This window comes from Mesobacillus boroniphilus (assembly GCF_018424685.1).
Taxonomy (GTDB): Bacteria; Bacillota; Bacilli; order Bacillales; family Cytobacillaceae; genus Mesobacillus; species Mesobacillus boroniphilus_A.
On sequence record NZ_QTKX01000002.1, the window covers coordinates 82,661 to 104,072 of the forward strand.

Genomic DNA, 21,412 nt, shown 5'->3' on the forward strand with positions numbered 1-21,412 from the left:
ATGAAAAAAACCAACCCTAATGAGATTAAGAGAGGACAAGCACTATCGTTCCGTATCCCATCTGATACACCAGACCATATCTTAAGGCATCTTCAAAAATTAAAAGAAACCGAGAGAAGAAACTTCTCTAGCAAGATTGCTGACTTTGTCCTGCAGGGTGTGGGGAATTCATATTCCAGGGAACGAGAAACCATTACCATTCCTCTCCCGCGCAATCTCAGCAAATCGCAACGGGATTGGATTAAGCATGAGCATTCAGAAGCATTGCTGGGCAATATCGTTTATCACCTGCTAACCGACCCAGTACGTGCCACGTCACTGCTTGCATCATTGAACAGTAAGTCAACTGAAATCGACGAAGCCCTATACTTGCAAGAAGAAGAATTTGAGCTTCCGCCAGTTGCAGCTAATGAAGATTTATCAGTAATAGTAGAGACTGCTTCATCGGCTGAAATTGATTCAATGGATGATGATCTTGATTCATTTGTTTGGGATTCGATCAAACAGACAGAAACAACGAAAGAAGAGGAAGAGAAGGAAGAGGATTTGGACGATCTTCTTGGAGATTTCCTTGCTAAAATGAATAAATAAGTAAAACCCATGGGAGCTTTCCATGGGTTTTTTCTACTGATTGTTTTTCTACTTCTATTGATAGGATTGCTCTAATTCGTCAATCAATGAACCTACATAAGCAACTGCTTTTCGGACTGGTTCCGGTGTCGACATATCCAATCCCGCGTGCTTCAGTAACTCAAGCGGCTTCTTGGTGCCGCCTGCGCGGATCACCTCGAGCCAGCGGTCTACGGCTGGCTGACCTTCTTCCAAAATCAACTGTGAAACGGCAGTCGATGCGGTCAAACCTGCAGAGTAAGTGTATGGATACAAGCCCATGTAGTAGTGAGGCTGGCGCATCCATGTCAGGCCGGCTCCTTCATCGATTTCAACTGTATCACCCCAGAAGCCTTTAAGGACGTCCGTTTTGATTTCAGTAAGTGTTTTTGCCGTCATGGCTTTGCCGGCTTCAGCATGGGCGTACACGCGGCGCTGGAACTCTGCCTCAAGCAGGTGGGTGACAAAGTTATGATAGTACGTTCCTAACAGCTGCAGAATGACCCAGCGGCTCATCTGGGCATCATCTTTATTTTTTTCGAGAAGATGCTGTGCGAGAAGCATCTCATTCATCGTAGAAGGAGCTTCAATGAAATACATGGAAGGACGGACATTCATGATGCGCTGGTTTTGATTCGCCAGGTAAAAATGCCCTGCATGACCGAACTCGTGAGCTAGTGTGAAGCAGCCACGCATATTGTCGGCCCATGTAATCAGGATATATGGATGTGAACCATATGGACTTGAGCAGAAAGCTCCTGTTGATTTGCCGACATTATCAGCGAGATCCACCCATCTCTCCTCAAAGCCTTTTTCAATCATGGCGGTATAATCAGGGCCCATTACTTTTAAGGACTCTGTGATCAGGTCGCGTGCTTCATCATAGGTGATGCTCGGATCAAATTCAGGATCAAAAGGAGCCTTCAGGTCACAAAACATCATTTTGTCCAGCCCCAGCACCTTCTTCTTTAACTGAGCGAAACGGCGCATATGCGGTGCCAGTTCTTTATAGATGATATCGATTTGATTATTATACATTTCCTTTGTTACCTGCTGAGGCTCCAGGAGCATATGAGTTACTGACTCATAATTTCTCAACTTTGCGAGCGTAACCTGTTTTTTAACCTCAGTTGCATAGGTTGCAGCAATTGTATTTTTATATTGTTTAAGTGTCGAGACAAAGGATTCATATGCTTTCCTCCGGACAAACGTGTCTGGTGAAAATTCATAACGGCTCTCAAATAGTGCGAAAGATACCGGCAATTCATTTTCCTCTTCGTCCTGGATTGATGAGAACTGCATATCGGCAAGTTTAGCCATACCGTAAATATTGTAAGGTGCTGAATGAACTTCTCCTAATGCTGCGAGCACTTCTTCGGTTTCAGGTGATAATTTATGTTTTTTTGTTTCCAAAAGCTCCAATAAGTTCTTTTTAAAAGGAACAAGACTCGGCTCTTCCTGAAGGAATTCATCTACTTTCCCATCTTCGAAATCCAAAATTTCAGATGAAATAAAGGATAAAGCGGCCATGGCCTTTGTTACGATATCAGCAGTCCTAGCCGACTTCGCCTGGTTAACGGGATCAGTACCGTCGGCTGATTGCTTCAAGCTTGCATATGTACGGGCCTTGACCAGCTTCATTGTTAATTCTTCCTGAGCAGTAAGGCAGTCGAGTAACACTTTAGGCCCTGTATGTAAGGTTCCTTTGAAGCCGGCGAAACTTTTAACGTGCTCTTCAATTTCTTGAATTGCAGCCTCCCAAGCTTGGTCGGATGCAAATAAATCATCAAGATTCCAGGTTAAGTCTTTAGGTACCTCCGAGCGGACAAGTCGTTTTTCGATCGTCTTATTCAAATTAATCTCCTCCTTCTGTATGTTAATATTACTACGATATTCGAAATGAATTAAGTTAAAGTTTAATTATTTAAAAGATTTTAAAAATGATTAAGAGTGATTTGCAATTAAATTCTATGGAAAAGGTGTATTCACTGGTTTATGATAATTATTAAATACGGAATTTATTTAGGTGGGAGCCAGTTGATTATAATAGATTACATCATAAATCTCTCTATGCTTTCTTTATTGGTCAGTACTCCTTTAGTAATCCGTTCCTATTTGAATTTTAAGCCACTCAAGCAGCTGCGGATTTGGGCAGGACTATATGCGGGAATTGTTTCCTCCGTGCTGGTAAGCTTATCTTTCCAGGATCAAGGATATTCATATGATATCCGTTACGCCGTTATTATTTTGGTCTTTGCTTATCTCGGCCCAGGCCCAGGCATGATTACCAGCAGCTTTGCATTGGCGTCCAGGTTATTCGTATCTGAAAACTGGTTTCCGGCAATAGTAGGCTGGTTAATAGTCATGACCGTTTTGATTGTGATTCACAAATTTACTATACAATTTAAACCAGTCAGACGATACATGATTTTACTGTGTTCTTACATAGTCACTTATATTATTACTGTACCGATCGTTTTAAACGTAATTAGAGATAATCCAGTTTTTCATCTCCAATATTTACTGTTTGTTTCAATAGGAGTTTTTTTTGGTGGAATATTAATAGAATCATATGAAAAGTTATATAGAATAATCCAAGAAAGAAAGAGGATGGAGCAGACACTGGAGGAAAGTGAATCAAAATACCGCCTCATTGCTGAGAATACATCAGATCTCATCATGGTAATGAATAAAGCGCATTCAATCAGTTACTTCTCTCCTTCTCATGAGCTGGCGTTGGGATACAAGGTTCCAGAGCTTGAAAAAATAGAAATATGTAAGTTAATTCATCCAGATGACGTAGTGAATTTCAGGGAAACAATCACAAAGATCATGAAAAACAAAGAATCACTGCCAGTAGAGTTCCGCTTCCAGCATATAAATGGTAAATGGCTGGATTTTGAGTCCCGCTGTATGCCTGTTATAGATGACTCTCAAACAATTGAGCACATTGTTATCATAAGCCGGGATATTTCTGAGCGTAAAAAAGCGGAAGAGATTCTTTTGCAATCCGAAAAGCTATCGATTGTGGGGGAATTGGCAGCAGGTGTAGCCCATGAAATACGTAATCCTCTTACTACAATAAAGGGGTTTGTCCAGCTGTATGGAAAAGAAAATAGTTCGGATGAAATTAACAACTTGCTTCTGAGTGAACTAGAAAGAATCGAAACCATCACAAGTGAAATGCTCTCTTTAGGAAAACCGCAGGCTATCCAGCTTAACCGGGCCAACTTGTGCGATTTGATCGATCATACAGTTGAATTCTTATCCCCGCAAGCCAATATGAAAAACATACAATTCAGCCGAAGTTATCTGAGCACAGATTTCTACATAACATGTGAGAAAAACCAGATTAAGCAAGTGTTCCTGAATGTTTTTAAGAATGCTATGGAGGCCATGCCGAAGGGCGGAAATATTGATATTAAACTGCAAAAAGGGATAGATGGTGAATGTATTATTTCTGTTCAAGATGAAGGTTGTGGAATTCCAGAAGAATTGCTTCCGCGCTTAGGAGAGCCATTCTACTCATTGAAGGAGAAAGGGACGGGGCTTGGATTAATGATTTGCCATAAAATCATTAAACAGCACAATGGTGCGATTTCCTATCATAGTAAGCTAAACAATGGGACCTTAGTTGAAATAAAACTCCCCTTAACGAATTAAGAAAAGGTAGAGGAACTAGGAATATAAGGAGGATGGTGAATAAGCCATCCTCCTTCTTGTTATTATTGGTCTAACGAATGAGAAGTTTTTGTTCGTGCTTGATAGAATTGGTACAAAATCAGGGCAACCATTGATAAAACAATCCCTGAAATATAAGGCATTCCAATGGCGATCGTGAACAGCCATCCGCCTAATGGGGGTCCAATTATCCTGCCGAGTGAATCAAAGGATGAAAGCAATCCAGTTGTCCCGCCATGCCCAGTTGTTGATTTCTTTGTCAGCAATGAGGAAACACTTGGGCGAATCAATCCATTCCCTATTCCAAAAATAGTGAGGAATAATGCAGCAGTACCAAATCCTTCAGTTAGGAGGATTAATCCAAAGCCTGCCGCAGAAATGATGATACCCAGCTGGATGACCATACCTTCGCCAAGCTTCTTTGTCAATCTGCCAACTAATCCACCCTGTACGATGGCTCCTGCAAGTCCCATAATCATGAAAATATATCCTAATTCTACTGAGCCCAACCCTGCTTTTTCAGCAGCAAAATAAGCAAATGTTGCCTCTAGACCAGACAAAGAAAGCGAAACGAACAATTGAAGCATGAATAGCATGGAAAGCGGTCCATTTAAAGCCTTTAGTAATGAAGCTTTCTCTTTTTGCTGATTACTGCGTTCTTCAGCTGAGAGCGACTCTTTCAAAACAAAAGTAACGAATAGGAACGTAACCAGCGAAGTCGCCCCTGCAAGGTAAAATGGTGTGCTCAGGCTGGATTGTGAAAAAACACCGCCGATTGCCGGACCGAAAATAAACCCAAGTCCAACTGCTGCACCGATGATTCCCATACCTTTTCCGCGGTCTTCCTCAGAGGTGATATCCGCGACATAAGCCATGACAGTAGGCATATTAGCTGATGACAAGAATCCACCGATGATCCTTGCCGCGAACAGCATCCAAAGCTCTGTGGAAAGCGCCATCAGGAAAAAGGAAAGGGAAAGTCCCAAAATACCGATCATGATGACAGGCTTCCTTCCTATCCTGTCGGAAATTCGGCCCCACATTGGTGCGAATAAGAACTGCATCAAGGAATAGACTGCCATCAATAAACCTAATTGGGTAGGCGTAGCCCCAATTTCTTCAGCGTAAAAAGGGATGACTGGAATGATGATTCCAAAGCCAACCATTACGAGAAACATAACTAAAAATAAAATAGGCAAAGCCTTTTTGGTATTCATCTTTATATTCACTCCATTATCTCAACGGTATCATTGCTTTTAAGTACACAATAAAAAAATTATATCAGAAACCCCAGAGGTATAGCGAAGATTACTTTTCGAGAGTGGGAACTTTCTTTCAACTTTCTAATGGCTTAGCATTTGGCTTTTTGAGTTATATAATTCAAAAGTTATATTATAGCAGGAAGATTATTTATTACTTCAAGGCCTCAGCAAAGAATTTAGTAAAACCTCTAGTACTGTGTTAAGGCTATTAAAGTTTGAATGAGAGGGAAATAGCAAAAGGGTATGTCCTTCTTTGAGTCTGTCCATAAACTTCTGTAAAATGAGATCAAGAATCTTTTACGGAAAAGGTGTAGGGATGAAAACATATATTGTCATTGGCGCAGGAATATTAGGCGCATCCACGGCTTACCACTTAGCTAAGGAAGGAAAGCGTGTAACGATCATAGACCGTGAAGAACCAGGACAAGCGACGAATGCAGCAGCTGGAATCATTTGTCCCTGGCTGACCCAGCGCAGGAATAAGGCATGGTATTTCCTCGCAAAGAATGGTGCGGCCTTTTACCCGTCACTGATTAATCAGCTAGAAGAGGACGGCGAGATGGAAACAGGTTATCAGCGAGTAGGTGCCATCAGTCTCCATCATGATCAGGGAAAACTTATGAAAATGGAAGAAAGAGCGACTAAGAGGCGAGAAGAAGCACCAGAAATAGGTGAAATCAGGCAGCTGGATCATAATGAAACAAATGAACTTTTTCCGCCGTTATCGGAAGAGTATTCTTCTGTTCATGTAAGCGGTGGGGCCCGTGTAAATGGACAGTTACTGCGAGATGCTCTCCTGAACGCTTCGCAAAAACATGGCGCTTCAATGATAAAGGGAGATGCCAAATTAGAGTACTTTAATGGAAAAGTGACAGGTGTATACGTTGGAAATACAAAATATGAAGCTGACGGCATCATCATAACTGCAGGGGCATGGGCACCTGAGTTGCTGAAACCGCTTGGATTGAAGCTCAGTATCTCTCCTCAAAAAGCCCAAATCATTCATCTGAAGCTCGAGGATACAGAGACCGGCAGCTGGCCAGTAGTCATGCCTCCGAATAACCAGTATATCCTTGCGTTCGATGGAGGGAGGGTGGTCATTGGAGCGACACATGAAGACGAGAAGGGATTTGACCGCCGCCCGACTTTTGGAGGAATGCATGAAATCATCGACAAGGGATTAACAGTCGCACCAGGTCTGTCAGATGCAACCTATATCGAAACAAAAGTAGGATTCCGTCCGGTCGCCCCAAACTTCCTTCCCATTATTGGTTCCATTCCAGGTTTTGATAACCTATTCATGGCAAATGGGTTGGGCGCTTCAGGACTGACAGTCGGACCTTATCTTGGTTCACAACTCGCCAAACTGGCAGCAGGCGAAGACATCGAACTAGACCTCGACCAGTACGATGTCTCAGGAGCAATCAGCGATAATATTTCCTAGGCAATGAAAAAGCAAGCAGGACAACCTGAAATAGGGGGTGTCCTGCTTGCTTTTTGCATATTGGTTTTTAAGTCCATAAAGGCAGGAGATTATGAAAAAGGTAAAAGGAATTGCTTTGCATTGGCAGAAAAGAGCAGAGAAATCTAAAAAGGGTAAATGAAAAGGTTCCTACTGATTTGATTTAAGCAAGAGACCTTAATTTCAGTAAATGGTTTCTGTAAAGAATCTTTAATTTGGTGATGAAAGCAACACAGATTACGAAAAGAGTATTACCAAAAAAATATTCATAGAAAGGCAAATAAATCGCTTATATGCGGGTATAACACTAAGGACATCCATAAAATCGTTTAATTATTGTTTAATATATAGCAGGAAGGAGCCAACAGCATGCAATGGAAAGGCAGAAGAGCGAGCAGCAATGTGGAAGATAGGAGAGGGATGGGCGGAGGAGGCATGCTAATGGGCGGCGGCCTTGGCGGTATTATCCTATTAGTGATCATGACTTTCCTTGGCGGAGGCGATATGGGGGACGTTGTCAACAATATGACAAATGGCGGAAACCAGTCACCTGCTCCATATGAGCAGACAGCACAGGAAGAGGAACTTGCCCAATTTGTTTCAGTGGTCCTTGCTGATACAGAGGAAGTATGGTCCGAGGTATTCGCGGAACAAGGCATGGAGTATCAAGAGCCAACACTTGTTTTGTATTCCGGCAGTGTCCAGTCAGCCTGTGGAATGGCTGGCTCGCAGGTAGGCCCTTTTTATTGTCCGGGTGACCAAAAACTCTATATTGATCTCAGTTTCTACAATGAGCTTCAAACAAAATTCCAGGCACCTGGTGATTTTGCGATGGCTTATGTGATCGCCCATGAAGTTGGTCACCATGTTCAGACTTTATTAGGAACGACCGATAAACTGAATTCACTTCGCGGTCGTCTGGACCAGACAGAATTTAATAAATATCAAGTCCGATTTGAGCTGCAAGCTGACTATTTAGCAGGAGTATGGGCTCATCATGCTCAGGGAATGGGCGTCGTGGAAGAAGGTGACCTTGAGGAAGCTATGAATGCTGCCAGTGCGGTCGGGGATGATACGATACAGAAGCGATCACAGGGCTATGTCGTTCCCGAAAGCTTCACACACGGTACGTCAGAGCAGAGGAAAAGCTGGTTCTATAAAGGCTATAAAGCTGGCAACCTTAAACAAGGTGATACGTTTAACACAAGAGAATTTTAGGTACAGATAAGCATAGACCTTTTTGGTCCATGCCATCAAGTAACATTTGTGGGTGGCACCAACTTTTTAGAGTTTAACTCCTCCTGGGAGTAACGAATTCTGATATAGGAAAGGAGCAATTCACAATGGGAACACAAATACGATCATTTTTCGCAAACGACACAGGTGATATTCCTAATAATCCGACTTTACCGGTCATTGTCTATCAAGGTGTTTTTGATGACAACTTAAGCATGGAAGACCAATTTGAGCAACATAATTGGACAGGCACATGGACTGGTGATATTTATGATTATCATCATTTCCATACAAACACCCATGAAGTACTAGGTGTAAAATCAGGCAGTGCGACAGTGCAAATTGGCGGCGATGCGGGAGAACGTTTGGAGCTTAAAGCAGGAGATGTTGTCGTCCTTCCGGCAGGAACCGGCCACAAGAAAATCGACAGCAGCCAGGATTTCGAAGTTGTGGGTGCTTACCCAAATGGAAGAAATCCAGACTTGAAGGAAGAAGATCCTGGTGTCAGAGCTCAAGCATTATCTCAAATTAAAAACGTTCCTGTTCCAGAAACAGATCCGGTGTACGGGGATGAAGGTCCACTTCTTCATAAGTGGGTAAAATAATAGACAAGAAGGCAGGCAGCAGCATGGTGAAACTACCAGACTGCTGCCTGTTTTTTTAGGTCAATTTGTTTTTCTTTATACCTATATGGGTATATAATAATAAGTGAGTTCATGGTAGTTAATCATTTGGACAAAATAATTAGTTGTATAGATAACGAAATGAAGGAAGGGAAGCCACATGGCTAATAAGAAATTTGTTTATTTCGTTTCATTGAGCTCCAATGTTCCTTATGTTTTGAAGAAAGCGCTGAAAAATGCTGAGGAAGACAACGAGGTCTCGATTTTCTTTGATTTGGATGGAGCCCGAGTTCTGGATAAACGGTATTTAAAAATTATGGAGAGAACCCACAATATTGATTTGCAGAAGTTGATGCAGCAAGCTTTAGATAAAGGGATAAAATTCTTTGGATGCCAGATGAATGTGCTAATCGCCGATGGGCTTGAGCTTATGGACGGGGCAGAGTTGTCAGGAGTCGCAACATTTTTGGAGACCGCCTATCAGGCGGATGCAGTACTAAGTTACTAATGGAGGTGAAGAGCAGATGGAAAAGAAAAAAGTAGTGGTTATGGCCTTGCATGATGAACTGGAGTCTGCGTATCCACCTTTAAATGTCGCCGTTGGAGCAGCGTCATCTGGTGCAGACGTAATCCTGGCTTTTTCCCGCAGGGGAGTCAATATTCTTGATAAACGGTATGTATCTGTTCCGTCTGAGGACCTGGAATACTTATCAAATGCGTTGAATGACTTTGGAGTATCTTCAGTGCATGACCTTCTTGGAATCGCCGTAGAAATGGGAGCACAGCTCTATGTAGTAGATCTGGATGTAAACGATCGATTCGATTTCATCCATCCCGCAGAACAGGTGCCAATCAAATGGTTACTAAACGAAGCAGCCGCAGCGGATTTATTTATGCATTTTTGAGTATACGTGTGTGGGGGGAAATTAAGACAGGTTTGAGGTGCGAAGCTAGAAAGCTGTCAAAAAACCCTCCGGATTCAGACAGGTTTGAAGTGCAAAGCAGAAAAGCTGTCAAGAAAACCCCGCTATTATGACAGGTTTGAGGTGCGAAGCAGGAAAGCTGTCAAGAAAATCCCGTTATTATGACAGGTTTGAGGTGCAAAGCAGAAAAGCTGTCAAGAAAACCCCGCTATTATGACAGGTTTGAGGTGCGAAGCAGAAAAGCTGTCAAGAAAACCCCGCTATTATGACAGGTTTGAGGTGCAAAGCAGAAAAGCTGTCAAGAAAACCCCGCTATTATGACAGGTTTGAGGTGCGAAGCAGGAAAGCTGTCAAAAAAACCCCGCTATTATGACAGGTTTGAGGTGCGAAGCAGGAAAGCTGTCAAGAAAATTACTTTATTATGACAAGTTTGAGACGCAAAGCAGGAAAGCTGTCAAGAAAACCCCGCTATTATGACAGGTTTGAGGCGCAAAGCAGAAAAGCTGTAAAAAAAACCCTGTTATTATGACAGGTTTGAGGTGCGAAGCAGGAAAGCTGTCAAAAAAACCCCGCTATTATGACAGGTTTGAGGTGCGAAGCAGGAAAGCTGTCAAGAAAATCCCGTAATCATGACAGGTTTATGGTGTAAAGCAGAAAAGCTGTCAAGAAAACCCCACTATAATGACAGGTTTGAGGTGCAAAGCAGAAAAGTTGTCTGAATAGCATGCTTCTAAACTGCCAGTGGTGGGATTGAAAAAAGACAGAGATTCAGGTTCTCTGTCTTTTTACATAACACCAATCGGAGCATGTTTTGGAAGCTCGTCCTTACAGGTGACTTTATTTTTACCGAGTTCCTTCGATTGGAGCAATAGTTGGTCAGCAAAGATATAACCTTTTTCCATCGACGTGTGATGGTTTACTTTAAAGTAATACAATCCAAAGGAAGAGGTTATTGAGACGGCATGTTTCTCGGATTGATAATCAACCTCCACTGAACTTGTCTCGATTCCATGACGGATCCTTTCCACCAGATCGATATTCTGGCTGAAGGGTTTATTTCTGAGGATCATTGTGAATTCTTCCCCGCCGCTCCGGAACACATAATCGTTTTCAGACAAGTAGGTCTTGAGTGTATTGGCAAAATGCTGGATCACCCGGTCGCCTACAGCATGATTGTAGGAATCGTTAATAAGCTTGAATTTATCGATGTCCGCTACAACAATCCCGACCCTTTCACCAGCCTGGTTTAACTCTGACATTTTTTTATCCATGTATGCGCGGTTCGGAATCCCGGTCAGGAAGTCCGTATAGGCCATTTGCTCGAACTTGTCCCGCTCGATTTTGTTCTGGATGCTTTGAGATTTTGAATGGAAGGAGCGGCTGACGAGATAGTTCAGAATGAATAATCCGACGACCATTTCCCACCGCTGTTCCTCAAGTAAAAGCAGCAGCAACCCGTTCGTGAACGCTGTTTTACCAAGATCCAGCCAGTTATTGCTTTCTTTATAAAACTTGATTGCCTGCTGCAGGCTTTTGATTTCTCCTAAAATATAAAAGGCAGTTGATAGGAATGTGTAGGAAATCAATGTCGTCGTCACAGCAAGTATGCACATCAAAATCCAGAATCCGAATGGAATAGTCTCAAATAGCGGGTACCCTAGCTGAAATAGGAAATATCCAATCGAGTAAATTAACACATGTGCGCCAATATTGTAAAACGTGTCCCAAAATTCATCTTCATCGGCGGTTTTAGAGCTTTTTCTGGAAAAATAAACGGTGAAACGGAATATGGTTTCAAAAATAAATAAGCCTAAAGGACCAGCGAAAATACCAAACGATAGACTATAGCTAATCCCGTAGTCAAATTTCAGCGTTCCGTTTTGCGCTGTGATTCTTAAATGGTTATAAAGGGTTGAAAATAACCAATAGATAAATAACGCTATTAAAAAAATATTTTTATCTATAGTAAAGGCACCTAATCCAAAAGCTACGGCAACAGCAGTAAAGAATAATGTAAGATCATATAACCTAGCTTTTAGCATAGGCAGAAATTCCCCTTTCCCAAACTCTACCACATAATTTTATCCTATATATAAATCTAGTTGCAAAATAATTTTTTGATTTGTTTAAATTTTTGTACCATTTGTTTTGTCTGCTGCATAACATAAAAGGCTATAATGGAATTAACGGTATCAGCAATATTTTTTTCTTGGAAATATTCTTATGACAGGGAATTTTAAACTGTTTGTCGAATAATTTCATAATATATATTCAGAATTTTTAATTAATAAATCCTTGCTAAGAGAGGGGTTTTATATGGATCTTATTTATGGTGGGATTTTAGTCCTTTTATTGATAGCTGCTGTAAGTTTAACGCTGTATTATCAGCGGAAAAGTCGGATCAACCAGCTTCCTCCCAATAATCCGCAGGCTTTTCTGGAAAAAGGGCTGCGCCAGGAGGGCAAGAAGCTTGTGGCTGTAGTGGGCGGTGATGCGGTGCATGGAAACATCAGCTATAATTTTGTCGATGATGCAGCCAGGAGGAGGAACTGCAAGGATTATCAGTTCATCAATGCCGGGGTGAATGGAAGTACCGCTTATGATGTTCTGCAGCGCTTGGATGATGTGATCGCTTGCCAGCCTGAATTTATAGTGATTTTAGTCGGATTGAATGATGCCGCGGCTAAAATAGCCCCAGACCTTGCAAAGAAGAACATCAATCTGGCTCAGCAATTGGAAAAACCGTCATTATTGGTATATGAAAAGAATCTTGCGTTAATTGTCTCAAGGCTGAAAGCAGAAACATCCGCTAAAATCGGCTTGTTATCGCTCCCGGTCGTCGGTGAGAACTTATTTTCAAAAGCGAATAAGGAAATTGACCAGTACAACGAGGTCATCAAAAAGACTGCCGAAATGACCAATGTTTTGTACCTTCCTTTAAACGAAAAATTGAAGGCATATCTAAAAGGAAAAGGGCATACGAGAGGACGGTCGCTGAAGAATGGAACGAAGCTTTACGAAAAAGCGATTATCGAGCATTTCGTATACGGATACAGCCTTGACCGGATATCTGCCCGGAATGGATACTTGCTGCTGACCGACGGGGTGCATTTGAACAGTACGGCGGGCATGATGGCAGCGCATCAAATCGAGCTATTCCTAAAAAAGAATGAATTGAAAGCAATCCAATAGAAAGGATACTGCGCCATCGGCAGTATCCTTCTGTTTTTATGCAACGACCTCGCTCATGAATGCATGAGTGTTATCCTCTGTATCCTTAAAAAACACCATCCATGTTTCACTATCGCCAACTTTAGCGACAACATGCGGCTCGCCAATGAAGGAAACGCCATTTGATTGAAGCTCTTCATACTTTGCCTTGATATCTCCAACCTGTAAATAGATTACGGAACTAGGATGGGCAAATTGCTCGTTTTCGGGAAGGGTTAACAGAAGACGGACACCTTCGCAGTCGAAAAACGCCATTGTATCCGTATTGAACAATAATGGCAGACCTAATTTTTCTTGATAAAAGGTCATTGCCCTTTCAATATTTTTTACTGGTATTCCAATTTGGCCGATTTTTTGGATTGGAGTTGAGTGCATTGCTTGCCTCCTAATAATGATTTTTCAAAAATCCCTTAATATCTGTGTCGATTTTTTCAAGATGTGCAGCGGATGGAAAATGTCCCATCTGGTACTTTTTCAATTCTAGTCGGTCACCTAAAAGTCCTTGTGTTTTTTGGGAAATTTTGTTTCCAGGAAAAAATACATCCTCTGTTCCCGTTATGACAAGGGTCGGGGCACTGTAATCTCTCAGTTCTTCCGCAGTCGTCAGCTTGGGCATTTCTTGTTCAAGGGTTGTGTGTTTGAAAATATTGCCGATAATGCTTTCGTCCATCCCATTCATGCTATTGGAGGACATCACATCGGCGATTCTGCGCAGGCTTCTGGCAGAACCGTTTATTTTGTAAAAAACCATCGGGAAAAGGATTTCCTTGATCATTTTAATCTTTGAGCCAAGGCTGATTCCAGCAGGTGCGACAAGAACAGCGCAATGGATTCTTTCTGGCATAAATGCGGCAATCCTGAGGATGATGCCTCCACCGTATGAGGGGCCGATGAATGCGCATTTTTCAATCTTATAATGGTCCATCAAATCCTGTGTCCACTCGGCAAAGCTGCCATCTGAGGCGGAAATCCGGTTTTCGTCACTGTATCCCGGATGTCCGATGGTGTCAGGTGCATAGACCTTATACTCTTCCAGCAAGCCTTTGAACCAGGATAAGGTAACCGGATTGATGCAATTGCCACCCTGGAAAATAAATAAGGGCTTCCCGTCTTCCTTCCCCATTATTAGGACATGTGTGCTGCCAAATCTCGTCTGGACGTATTCCCTGCCAATCAGTGAATCGAACTGGGTGAGATACTCTTCATATTGGTTAAGAATCTGCTCTTTTCCTTCCAAGCTTTTATAAATGGTTTTCATAGATTGATAACCTCTGGTTTTATATGGCTTAATTGATTGATAAGGTGCTGTTCGATCAGTTCAGTATCATCTGGGTGAAAGAGATGTGCCGATTTATCCATCCATATAAAATTTTTCTCATGGGTTGTTTTTAATGTGTTGAGATAGTCTTCTGCAAGATGGGCATGGACATGGACATCCTTCCTGCCATGGATGAAGGTGACAGGAACACCAACAGATGGTACATCTTTTCGCACATCAATCTTTGGTATATTCCGGATGAATTCGTCTGAATAGATGAGCCTGAAGCCACTGTAAAAGGTATGGAAAACATCAGTTAGACTGTAATCCCTTGAAATTAGCATATTTAGAGAAATCTTTCCGAGGCCAGGGTGCTTGATTTTGTCGTCTTTATAGACCATCGTGCTGTATTTCATCTGCCATTTTCGCAGGACACCCCATTGTTTATAGCCCTCTGTAAAAGGCGGATCGCCAACGGCTTCAAGTTCATTCAAGGCTTTGAAATCACCTCGCCGTTTTGCTTCTTTTTTTGCCCATTCGAGACCTTCCCGGTCATTTTCTACCCAGCTGATAATCTGTGACAATCCTACATACGAATGGAATTTTCCGGGATGGCTTTTTATCAGGTACATGCCGATCAGTGTTCCGAATGAATGAGCGGCAAGAAAGATTTTTTCCTGATTGAACGTTTCTCTTAAAAAGTCAGTTAGTTCCGCTGCGTCGGATACAAGTTGGTCAAAGGTCATGGATGTTTGGGGAATATCTTTGTGATAGGATTGTCCCGTCCCGCGCTGGTCCCAAAATACAACGGTAAAATGCTTAACCAGGTCTTGGGTGTTGGTAGCGACAGTATAGTTTTTGCCTCTGGAAGAGACGCCAGGCAGGGGCATGGAAGGGCCTCCGTGCAAAAACAGCAGCACCGGGTTCTTGGGTGAATGGGACTGGATGAGGATGCTCTGTTGGATTCCGCCGATTGTTATCGTTTCAATTCGGTCTATTCCGTCTTCAGGAATATGAAAATCAGGCTTACGAGAGAAAAAGCCCATAACATCACCTCGTTCGATATACTAAAAATTGTAATACTGTTTATATGTAAAAATTCCATTAATTACTATATTACTTTAGTACTAGAAAAATATCTCGAAAAAGTTGAAACTTTTTTTACCTTATTGTGCTCTAAAGAGTGAAAGGAGGTCAGGAAATGAAAGAAGCAAAGCTTGTGAAGAAAGCGGTGAAGGGGAACGCCAAAGCCTTTGAAGAGCTGCTGGTTTTACATAGTGAACGATTGTATAGGACTGCTTTTTTATATGCGGGGAACAGAGAGGATGCCCTTGATATCGTGCAGGAAACTTCCTGTAAAGCCTTCCTGGCAATCGGGCAGCTGAAAAATGAACAATATTTTTTAACCTGGCTGACAAGGATCCTAATTCATTGTGCGTACGATGTTTTGAAAAAAAGAAAAAAAGAAACGCCAGTTGAGAAACTAGTAAACCTGCCTTCGAGCAATGACCATAAGGTGGCAGAGAACCTCGATTTAATGGAGGCTATTACTCAGCTAAAAGATCAGCATCGGACGGCAATTATCCTATTTTACTATCATGATCTGACAATCAGCGAGATCGCCAGAACGATGGACATACCTGAAAATACCGTGAAAACTTATCTGCAGCGCGGCCGGAAGGAACTGAAGACTAGATTGGGGGGCGAACCGGATGGAAAAGAAAATGTTTCATGAATCGATTGACCAGATTGAGGTACCTGGAGATGATGTTTTAAACGCAATCCAGGCTGGGGTAAGGAAAGGAAGCAAGATGAGAGCTAAGCAAAAATCACGTTTTAAAGTATTAGGGGCGTCAGTTGCAGCTGCTGCAGTCCTGTTCGTTGCATCAGGCTTCATGGTGCCCTCCGTAGGGAATGTGATGGCGGATATTCCTTTCCTGGCGAAGCTTTATGAACATGACAAGGTTGCAGGAAATCTGGCCTCACAGCAACTCATCACTGAGTTGAATGAAAAGGCAACTTTTGACGGAATTGATGTGAGAGTTACCAATGCTTATTATGACGGAGCAATAATTGGCGTCACCTTTGATGTTAAGGGTGAGGTGAAGGGCGACGAGGACGAGATTTATGCATTCTATGAAATTTTCGATCGAGATCCGAATATCGAAGAAACGATGGAGCTGGTAAAGTTGATGCCTGCTGAAGGAGGCTACAAAGGACATATCCAGCTAAGCTATCCGAGAGCGGAATTGCCAGCAGAAACAACTTTGCCATTCAACATCATAGGAATTGGTGAAATCAAGGATAGCTGGAAGGACGAACAGGGGAAATGGAATTTTGACGTGCCGGTCAGCCAGCTGCCATTTGAAACGGCAGAGCTAGGACAGGTAAGTGAGTATGGTGATTATAGGATTACGTTCGAAAAGCTGATAACCGGGAATTCTTCGACAGCCATTGAATATACAATGAGTTATCCTGAAGCTGTTCAAAGAGTCATGCTCGATCTTTTTGACGACAAGGGCGAGCAAATAATTGGCGGAACCTCGGATGCAAAAATAGAGAAAAAAATCAAAAATGGAACAGTGACAGAGAAAAGAAGGAAGACCATCCCGATGGTACCGGATTCAGATTATATCGAGATTCGCCCGACGATGGAGTCAGGAGAGAAGCTTAAGTCTGTTAAAATAGACCTGTAAAAAGTTGAGGCGCTGGAAATCATCCAGCGCCATTCATTTTTGATCTGTATTTCAGTGCGGCAATCTGTCCATAACGTCCTGTGTCTGTTAATTCGAAATTCGCAGGCGGTGTGCCTTCTGGAAAAAGAGGAATCCCTTCACCAACCAATTTCGGAATGATATAAAGCTCGATTTCGTCTATCAGGTTTTTCTCAAGAAATTGTTTCACGAGTTGGCCACCGCCGACCAGCCAGACATACCCGTCGGACTGTTCCTTCAGACGCGAAACTAGTGTTTCCAGCTCTTCATCTGTAAACGTGACTTCGGGGGAGCTTTCTTGAGGATGGATAGATAAAACGTAACATGCTTTCCCGGCATAAGGGAACTCATTCGTCAGATTTAAAACCTCCTCGTAAGTTTTACGCCCCATGATAACCGTCCCAACCTGGCTGTAAAACTCACTGTAGCCATTATCGCCTTCGCCTTCCACATCATCCAGCCAGTCAACGGCGCCATCTAGCCTAGCGATATAGCCATCGAGACTCATCGCGATATAAAGTATTACATTGCTCTTTTTCATCTAACATCCTCCAAGCGGGTGTATAATAACGATATTCTACCAAATATGGGAGGCATATTCATGCTTGCTTTGAACATACCGGGCAGAGGCCAATTTACTATTCATCATCTTGTTTTGGATTTTAACGGAACCATTGCCTTCAATGGTGATTTGATTTCAGGCGTTGCTGAAAGAATCACACTTCTAAGCAAGGACATGGAGATTCATGTCACTACAGCAGATACGAATGGAACCGTAGCCAGGCAATGCAGCGGGCTGCCGGTATCGGTGCTGGTTCTTCACTCTGATGATCACACTGGTGAAAAAGGGGAGTTTATCCGCAGTCTGGACGGAGTGATCTGCATGGGCAACGGGGCGAATGATGAAGCGATGTTCGCAGAATCCGACATCGCCATTGGTGTAATCGGAAGAGAAGGATGTTCAACGTCAACACTGTTGAAGAGTGATATTACAATTCAAAATATCAATGACGCGCTGGATTTACTGTTGAAACCTACACGGATGATCGCCACGCTTCGAAAGTAGCCAGGTGAACTGGAAAAGAGCGCCCGGAATTTCCAGTTCGCCAATAAAATTTGATTTTCGTCAATAAATAAATTTTTTCGCAAATAAAATTTGAAAATCGCCAATAAAGTTGTGAACACCGCCAATAAAAAGAAAAAAGGCATGAAACTTATGTTTTTTTCAATGTAAAATCGTTTCTTCCATCCAACCCGGCTCAACCTTCAAGCGGTTGAGCCGATTTCCTCTGAAAAATATCTCAAAACACACTCGAAAATTACCTTTCCTCTCAACCTTCATAAAAATATATAATAGATTCACACACCATTTTTACCATTATTAAGAAAATCTTAAGATTTATCATCAGTGAATATTAAGGTTCACTGCCTAGAATAGAAAATATAAAAGCTGCCTGTATGGGAATGGGGTTTTAAATGTGGAACAATACAATGTGCTGGTTGTCGATGATGAAAAAGAAATACGTGATGCGATCGAGATTTATTTGAAAAATGAAGGGATTAAAGTGATCAAGGCGGCAGATGGGATCGAGGCGATCGAGAAGCTGAATGAGCAGCCTGTTCACTTGATTCTGCTCGATGTGATGATGCCGAGGCAGGACGGGATTACGACAACATTCCGAATCCGCGAGGACAAGAACATCCCAATCATCATTTTGAGCGCCAAAGCGGAGGACACCGATAAAATCCTCGGACTTCAGGTGGGTGCGGATGATTATGTGACGAAGCCATTCAATCCGCTTGAACTGATTGCCAGGGTGAAATCACAGCTCAGGAGGTATGTCACACTTGGTACATATGAAGGAAAGGCGAAAGTGATTGACCTGAACGGACTGACATTGGATCAGTCGTCAAAGGAAGTCCTAGCCCACGGCGAAGCGGTAAAACTGACGCCAATCGAGTACAAGATCCTCGAGCTGTTGATGACGAATGCCGGCAGAGTGTTTTCAATTAATGATATTTATGAGCGAGTATGGAAGGAACCAAGCTACAATGCTGAAAACACAGTAGCCGTTCATATCCGCAAAATACGAGAAAAAATAGAGATCGATCCGAAGAATCCAAGATTTTTGAAGGTGGTGTGGGGGATTGGATATAAAATCGAAAAGTAAGTATTTATTTGTGATATGGATGCTTTTGATTGCATTCGGTTTTAGCGGTCTATTTTCGGTCCTGACAAATGGCAGCCGGTTCATGCAAGGCGATTATTTTGAATCAGACGAATATAACTCGCAAATGGATCAGTTTATTGCAATGCTAAATGTGTATGAGCTTTATAAAATGCCAAAAGAAGAAATGAAAAAGCAAATCACTGTTACAGATGAGGAAATTGAAGAACATCGTATGAGATATGGCAATCTAGGTGATCAGATTTCCAATATTGGAATGCAATATAATGATCAAATACATGCGGCAATCGAATCAGGAAACAAGGCCGCTGAAAATGCTCTGGCGAAGGAAAGAGACGAAAAAATCGCAGATATAACCGAAAACTTCAACAGCGATGAACATGTACGCGCTAAAATCGTGAAAGAAAAAGAGAAGAAAATCGATGAATTTTACCAGGAGCTTGAAAAATACCGCCGTGAATTCACCAATCTTGGAGAAGCATACAAATATTACCTGACAGACAGGGCAACAGGAGAAGTCTATACGAATCTAAGCCTGTCAAAGGATGATTCAGAATCTGACTACCTGAATAAAAAAGATATGTATTATCTGCAGGATTACGCGGTTTTGCAGAAAAATTATTTATTCACAGGGTATAAGGAGAACTTCCTTCCTTATAATGATGTGGCTGAGACGATCCTGGAGAATCAAAAAGACCGAGATATGACAGGTCAAATAGGCTTATCTAAGCATGCTTCGGAAAAACATATCGCCATCATGAATTATAAAGACTATCAAAAAGGGCAAAAGCTCTTTATCGGTTATCTCTTGACAAGTATGGCTGCATTAATTTTGAGTTATTTCCTGGCAAAACGGAAACCTGCAGCAGTGTTAGGTTCATTCGAACAGCTTAAACCCTTTTATGGGAGGATACCGCTGGAGATAAGAGCAGTGCTGCTTTTAGTGACAGTTTTTTTCCTTTTGCTGTCCATGACGCTGATCAGTGAACAATTTGTCTATTACCATTCAAATGTATTCGCCTCACTTATTGAGCTGATCATCAGTCTGGTAGCTGCAGCTTCATTGCTGGCATTCGGGTGGATACAGCTAAGATTCCTTTCAGAATACCAGAGGGATTGGACAAAGCTGAGAGACGATGTGAATAACAGTCTTTTAGTTAAAAGCTACCACGCGATTCTGAATGCCTTTTTAATCAAGAGCATTGGTTTTCAGCTTCTGGTCATCCTCGGGATTGTGTTTGTAATGGGTATGTTGTTTGTTGCAGTCCTTGCAGCTGGGGGAGGAGAAATAATTGTTATTGCTTTCGTTTTTGGTGTAATAAGTCTCCCGATTTTCCTTATAATCATGAGAAAAGCAGGCTACTTGAATAAAGTATTAAAGCATACAGAAGAACTTGCTGCAGGCAATTTAGGTGCGGACATACCGGTGAAAGGGAAATCTGCGATCGCGAAGCATGCGGCAAATATCAATAACCTGAGGAATGCAGTGAAATTCTCCCACAAAGAGCAGGCGAAAAGTGAACGTCTGAAAACGGAATTAATCACGAATGTAAGCCATGATCTCAGGACACCGCTGACATCAATCATTACCTATACGGAGCTCCTGAAAACACCTGACCTGGCTCCGGAGGCCCGTGACTCGTACATCGAAATCCTCGACCGGAAATCCAAGCGCCTTAAGGTGTTGATCGATGACTTGTTCGAGGCGACAAAAATGGCGAGCGGCAACATTGAGCTCAATAAGGAGAAGGTCGACCTAAACCAGCTGCTGCAGCAGGCGCTGGCTGAGCATAACGAGGCGCTTAGCCAATCATCCCTTCAGCTGAGGGTGTCACAGCCCGACCAGCCAGTGTACGCTTTTGTTGATGGACAGAAGCTGTGGAGGGTGTTCGATAACCTGATTGGCAACATTCTCAAGTATGCGCTGGAGAACACGAGGGTATATATTTCGGTAAAAGAAGAGCAGAATCAAGTGGTGCTCACTTTTAAAAACATCACGAAATATGAATTGGGTGAGGATTTGAATGAGCTGTTCGAGCGCTTCAAACGCGGCGATCAATCTCGTCATACAGAAGGGTCCGGACTTGGCCTCGCAATTGCAAAATCAATCGTCGACCTGCATGAAGGCTCGCTCGATATCGAAGTCGATGGCGACCTGTTCAAGGTAACGGTCATTCTCGATAAAATAAGTTAATCCAATACCCCCTTTGCCAAGCAGAGGGGG

The 21,412-nt window shown here is 42.4% G+C and carries 20 protein-coding genes; 13 read left to right on the plus strand and 7 right to left on the minus strand.

Annotation, left to right across the window (positions count from 1 at the left end; translation table 11 throughout):
* Window positions 1–591 (plus strand): hypothetical protein, encoded by a 591-nt coding sequence (locus DYI25_RS13485; protein WP_213369748.1) that lies wholly within the window; start codon window positions 1–3, stop codon window positions 589–591.
* Window positions 592–645: 54 nt separating this feature from the next.
* Here the strand turns inward: DYI25_RS13485 and pepF are convergent, their stop codons facing one another.
* Window positions 646–2,463, minus strand: a complete 1,818-nt coding sequence (gene pepF, locus DYI25_RS13490) for an oligoendopeptidase F (RefSeq protein ID WP_213369750.1) — start codon at window positions 2,461–2,463, stop codon at window positions 646–648.
* 183 nt (window positions 2,464–2,646) lie between these two features.
* Between pepF and DYI25_RS13495 the strand changes: the two genes are divergently transcribed.
* Window positions 2,647–4,272 carry an ATP-binding protein gene (locus DYI25_RS13495; RefSeq protein ID WP_213369752.1) on the plus strand — a complete coding sequence of 542 codons (1,626 nt, stop codon included), beginning with the start codon at window positions 2,647–2,649 and terminating at the stop codon, window positions 4,270–4,272.
* 62 nt (window positions 4,273–4,334) lie between these two features.
* Here the strand turns inward: DYI25_RS13495 and DYI25_RS13500 are convergent, their stop codons facing one another.
* Entirely contained in the window at window positions 4,335–5,507 is a 1,173-nt protein-coding gene (locus DYI25_RS13500; protein ID WP_213369754.1) for an MFS transporter, read from the minus strand.
* A 361-nt stretch (window positions 5,508–5,868) separates the two neighbouring features.
* Between DYI25_RS13500 and DYI25_RS13505 the strand changes: the two genes are divergently transcribed.
* The 5 genes from DYI25_RS13505 (at window position 5,869) to DYI25_RS13525 (ending at window position 9,778) form a co-directional block, all read left to right on the plus strand.
* The gene (locus DYI25_RS13505; RefSeq protein ID WP_213369756.1) at window positions 5,869–6,996 is read left to right on the plus strand and encodes an NAD(P)/FAD-dependent oxidoreductase; all 1,128 of its coding nucleotides are present in this window, start codon (window positions 5,869–5,871) and stop codon (window positions 6,994–6,996) included.
* A 387-nt stretch (window positions 6,997–7,383) separates the two neighbouring features.
* Window positions 7,384–8,232, plus strand: coding sequence for a KPN_02809 family neutral zinc metallopeptidase (gene ypfJ, locus DYI25_RS13510; protein WP_213369758.1), 849 nt, complete (start codon window positions 7,384–7,386; stop codon window positions 8,230–8,232).
* Between the two features lie 125 nt (window positions 8,233–8,357).
* A complete protein-coding gene (locus tag DYI25_RS13515) occupies window positions 8,358–8,855 on the plus strand; it encodes a cupin domain-containing protein (RefSeq protein ID WP_213369760.1) in 498 nt (165 codons plus the stop codon).
* A 178-nt stretch (window positions 8,856–9,033) separates the two neighbouring features.
* Window positions 9,034–9,381, plus strand: coding sequence for a DsrE/DsrF/DrsH-like family protein (locus DYI25_RS13520; RefSeq protein WP_213369762.1), 348 nt, complete (start codon window positions 9,034–9,036; stop codon window positions 9,379–9,381).
* Window positions 9,382–9,397: 16 nt separating this feature from the next.
* On the plus strand, window positions 9,398–9,778 hold the full coding sequence (locus tag DYI25_RS13525) for a peroxiredoxin family protein (RefSeq protein ID WP_213369764.1): 381 nt from the start codon (window positions 9,398–9,400) through the stop codon (window positions 9,776–9,778).
* 803 nt (window positions 9,779–10,581) lie between these two features.
* On the opposite strand, the gene DYI25_RS13530 is transcribed toward DYI25_RS13525, so the two are convergent.
* Entirely contained in the window at window positions 10,582–11,838 is a 1,257-nt protein-coding gene (locus DYI25_RS13530) for a GGDEF domain-containing protein (RefSeq protein ID WP_213369767.1), read from the minus strand.
* Between the two features lie 274 nt (window positions 11,839–12,112).
* On the opposite strand from DYI25_RS13530, the gene DYI25_RS13535 reads away from it, so the two are divergent.
* A complete protein-coding gene (locus tag DYI25_RS13535; RefSeq protein ID WP_213369769.1) occupies window positions 12,113–12,988 on the plus strand; it encodes an SGNH/GDSL hydrolase family protein in 876 nt (291 codons plus the stop codon).
* 36 nt (window positions 12,989–13,024) lie between these two features.
* On the opposite strand, the gene DYI25_RS13540 is transcribed toward DYI25_RS13535, so the two are convergent.
* The 3 genes from DYI25_RS13540 to DYI25_RS13550 are packed head-to-tail and all read right to left on the minus strand — an operon-like array spanning window position 13,025 to window position 15,331.
* The gene (locus tag DYI25_RS13540; RefSeq protein ID WP_213369771.1) at window positions 13,025–13,402 is read right to left on the minus strand and encodes a VOC family protein; all 378 of its coding nucleotides are present in this window, start codon (window positions 13,400–13,402) and stop codon (window positions 13,025–13,027) included.
* Window positions 13,403–13,412: 10 nt separating this feature from the next.
* Window positions 13,413–14,285, minus strand: a complete 873-nt coding sequence (locus DYI25_RS13545) for an alpha/beta fold hydrolase (protein ID WP_213369773.1) — start codon at window positions 14,283–14,285, stop codon at window positions 13,413–13,415.
* Complete coding sequence (locus tag DYI25_RS13550) at window positions 14,282–15,331, minus strand: alpha/beta fold hydrolase (protein WP_213369775.1); 1,050 nt, start codon at window positions 15,329–15,331, stop codon at window positions 14,282–14,284. The genes DYI25_RS13545 and DYI25_RS13550 overlap by 4 nt, the downstream gene beginning before the upstream one ends.
* 155 nt (window positions 15,332–15,486) lie before the next feature.
* Between DYI25_RS13550 and DYI25_RS13555 the strand changes: the two genes are divergently transcribed.
* Both DYI25_RS13555 and DYI25_RS13560 read left to right on the plus strand, forming a co-directional pair.
* Window positions 15,487–16,020 carry a sigma-70 family RNA polymerase sigma factor gene (locus tag DYI25_RS13555; RefSeq protein WP_213369777.1) on the plus strand — a complete coding sequence of 178 codons (534 nt, stop codon included), beginning with the start codon at window positions 15,487–15,489 and terminating at the stop codon, window positions 16,018–16,020.
* On the plus strand, window positions 15,998–16,981 hold the full coding sequence (locus DYI25_RS13560) for a DUF4179 domain-containing protein (protein ID WP_213369779.1): 984 nt from the start codon (window positions 15,998–16,000) through the stop codon (window positions 16,979–16,981). Before DYI25_RS13555 ends, DYI25_RS13560 begins: the two co-directional genes overlap by 23 nt.
* Window positions 16,982–17,000: 19 nt before the next feature.
* Here DYI25_RS13560 and DYI25_RS13565 read toward each other — a convergent pair whose 3' ends face one another.
* Window positions 17,001–17,540, minus strand: coding sequence for a dihydrofolate reductase family protein (locus DYI25_RS13565; protein ID WP_213369781.1), 540 nt, complete (start codon window positions 17,538–17,540; stop codon window positions 17,001–17,003).
* A 60-nt stretch (window positions 17,541–17,600) separates the two neighbouring features.
* Here DYI25_RS13565 and DYI25_RS13570 point away from each other — a divergent pair, with 60 nt between their 5' ends.
* The 3 genes from DYI25_RS13570 (at window position 17,601) to DYI25_RS13580 (ending at window position 21,382) form a co-directional block, all read left to right on the plus strand.
* Window positions 17,601–18,065, plus strand: a complete 465-nt coding sequence (locus DYI25_RS13570; RefSeq protein WP_213369783.1) for an HAD family hydrolase — start codon at window positions 17,601–17,603, stop codon at window positions 18,063–18,065.
* A gap of 412 nt (window positions 18,066–18,477) precedes the next feature.
* Window positions 18,478–19,170, plus strand: a complete 693-nt coding sequence (locus DYI25_RS13575; protein ID WP_213369785.1) for a response regulator transcription factor — start codon at window positions 18,478–18,480, stop codon at window positions 19,168–19,170.
* On the plus strand, window positions 19,148–21,382 hold the full coding sequence (locus DYI25_RS13580; RefSeq protein WP_213369786.1) for a HAMP domain-containing sensor histidine kinase: 2,235 nt from the start codon (window positions 19,148–19,150) through the stop codon (window positions 21,380–21,382). Before DYI25_RS13575 ends, DYI25_RS13580 begins: the two co-directional genes overlap by 23 nt.
* Window positions 21,383–21,412 lie beyond the last annotated feature (30 nt).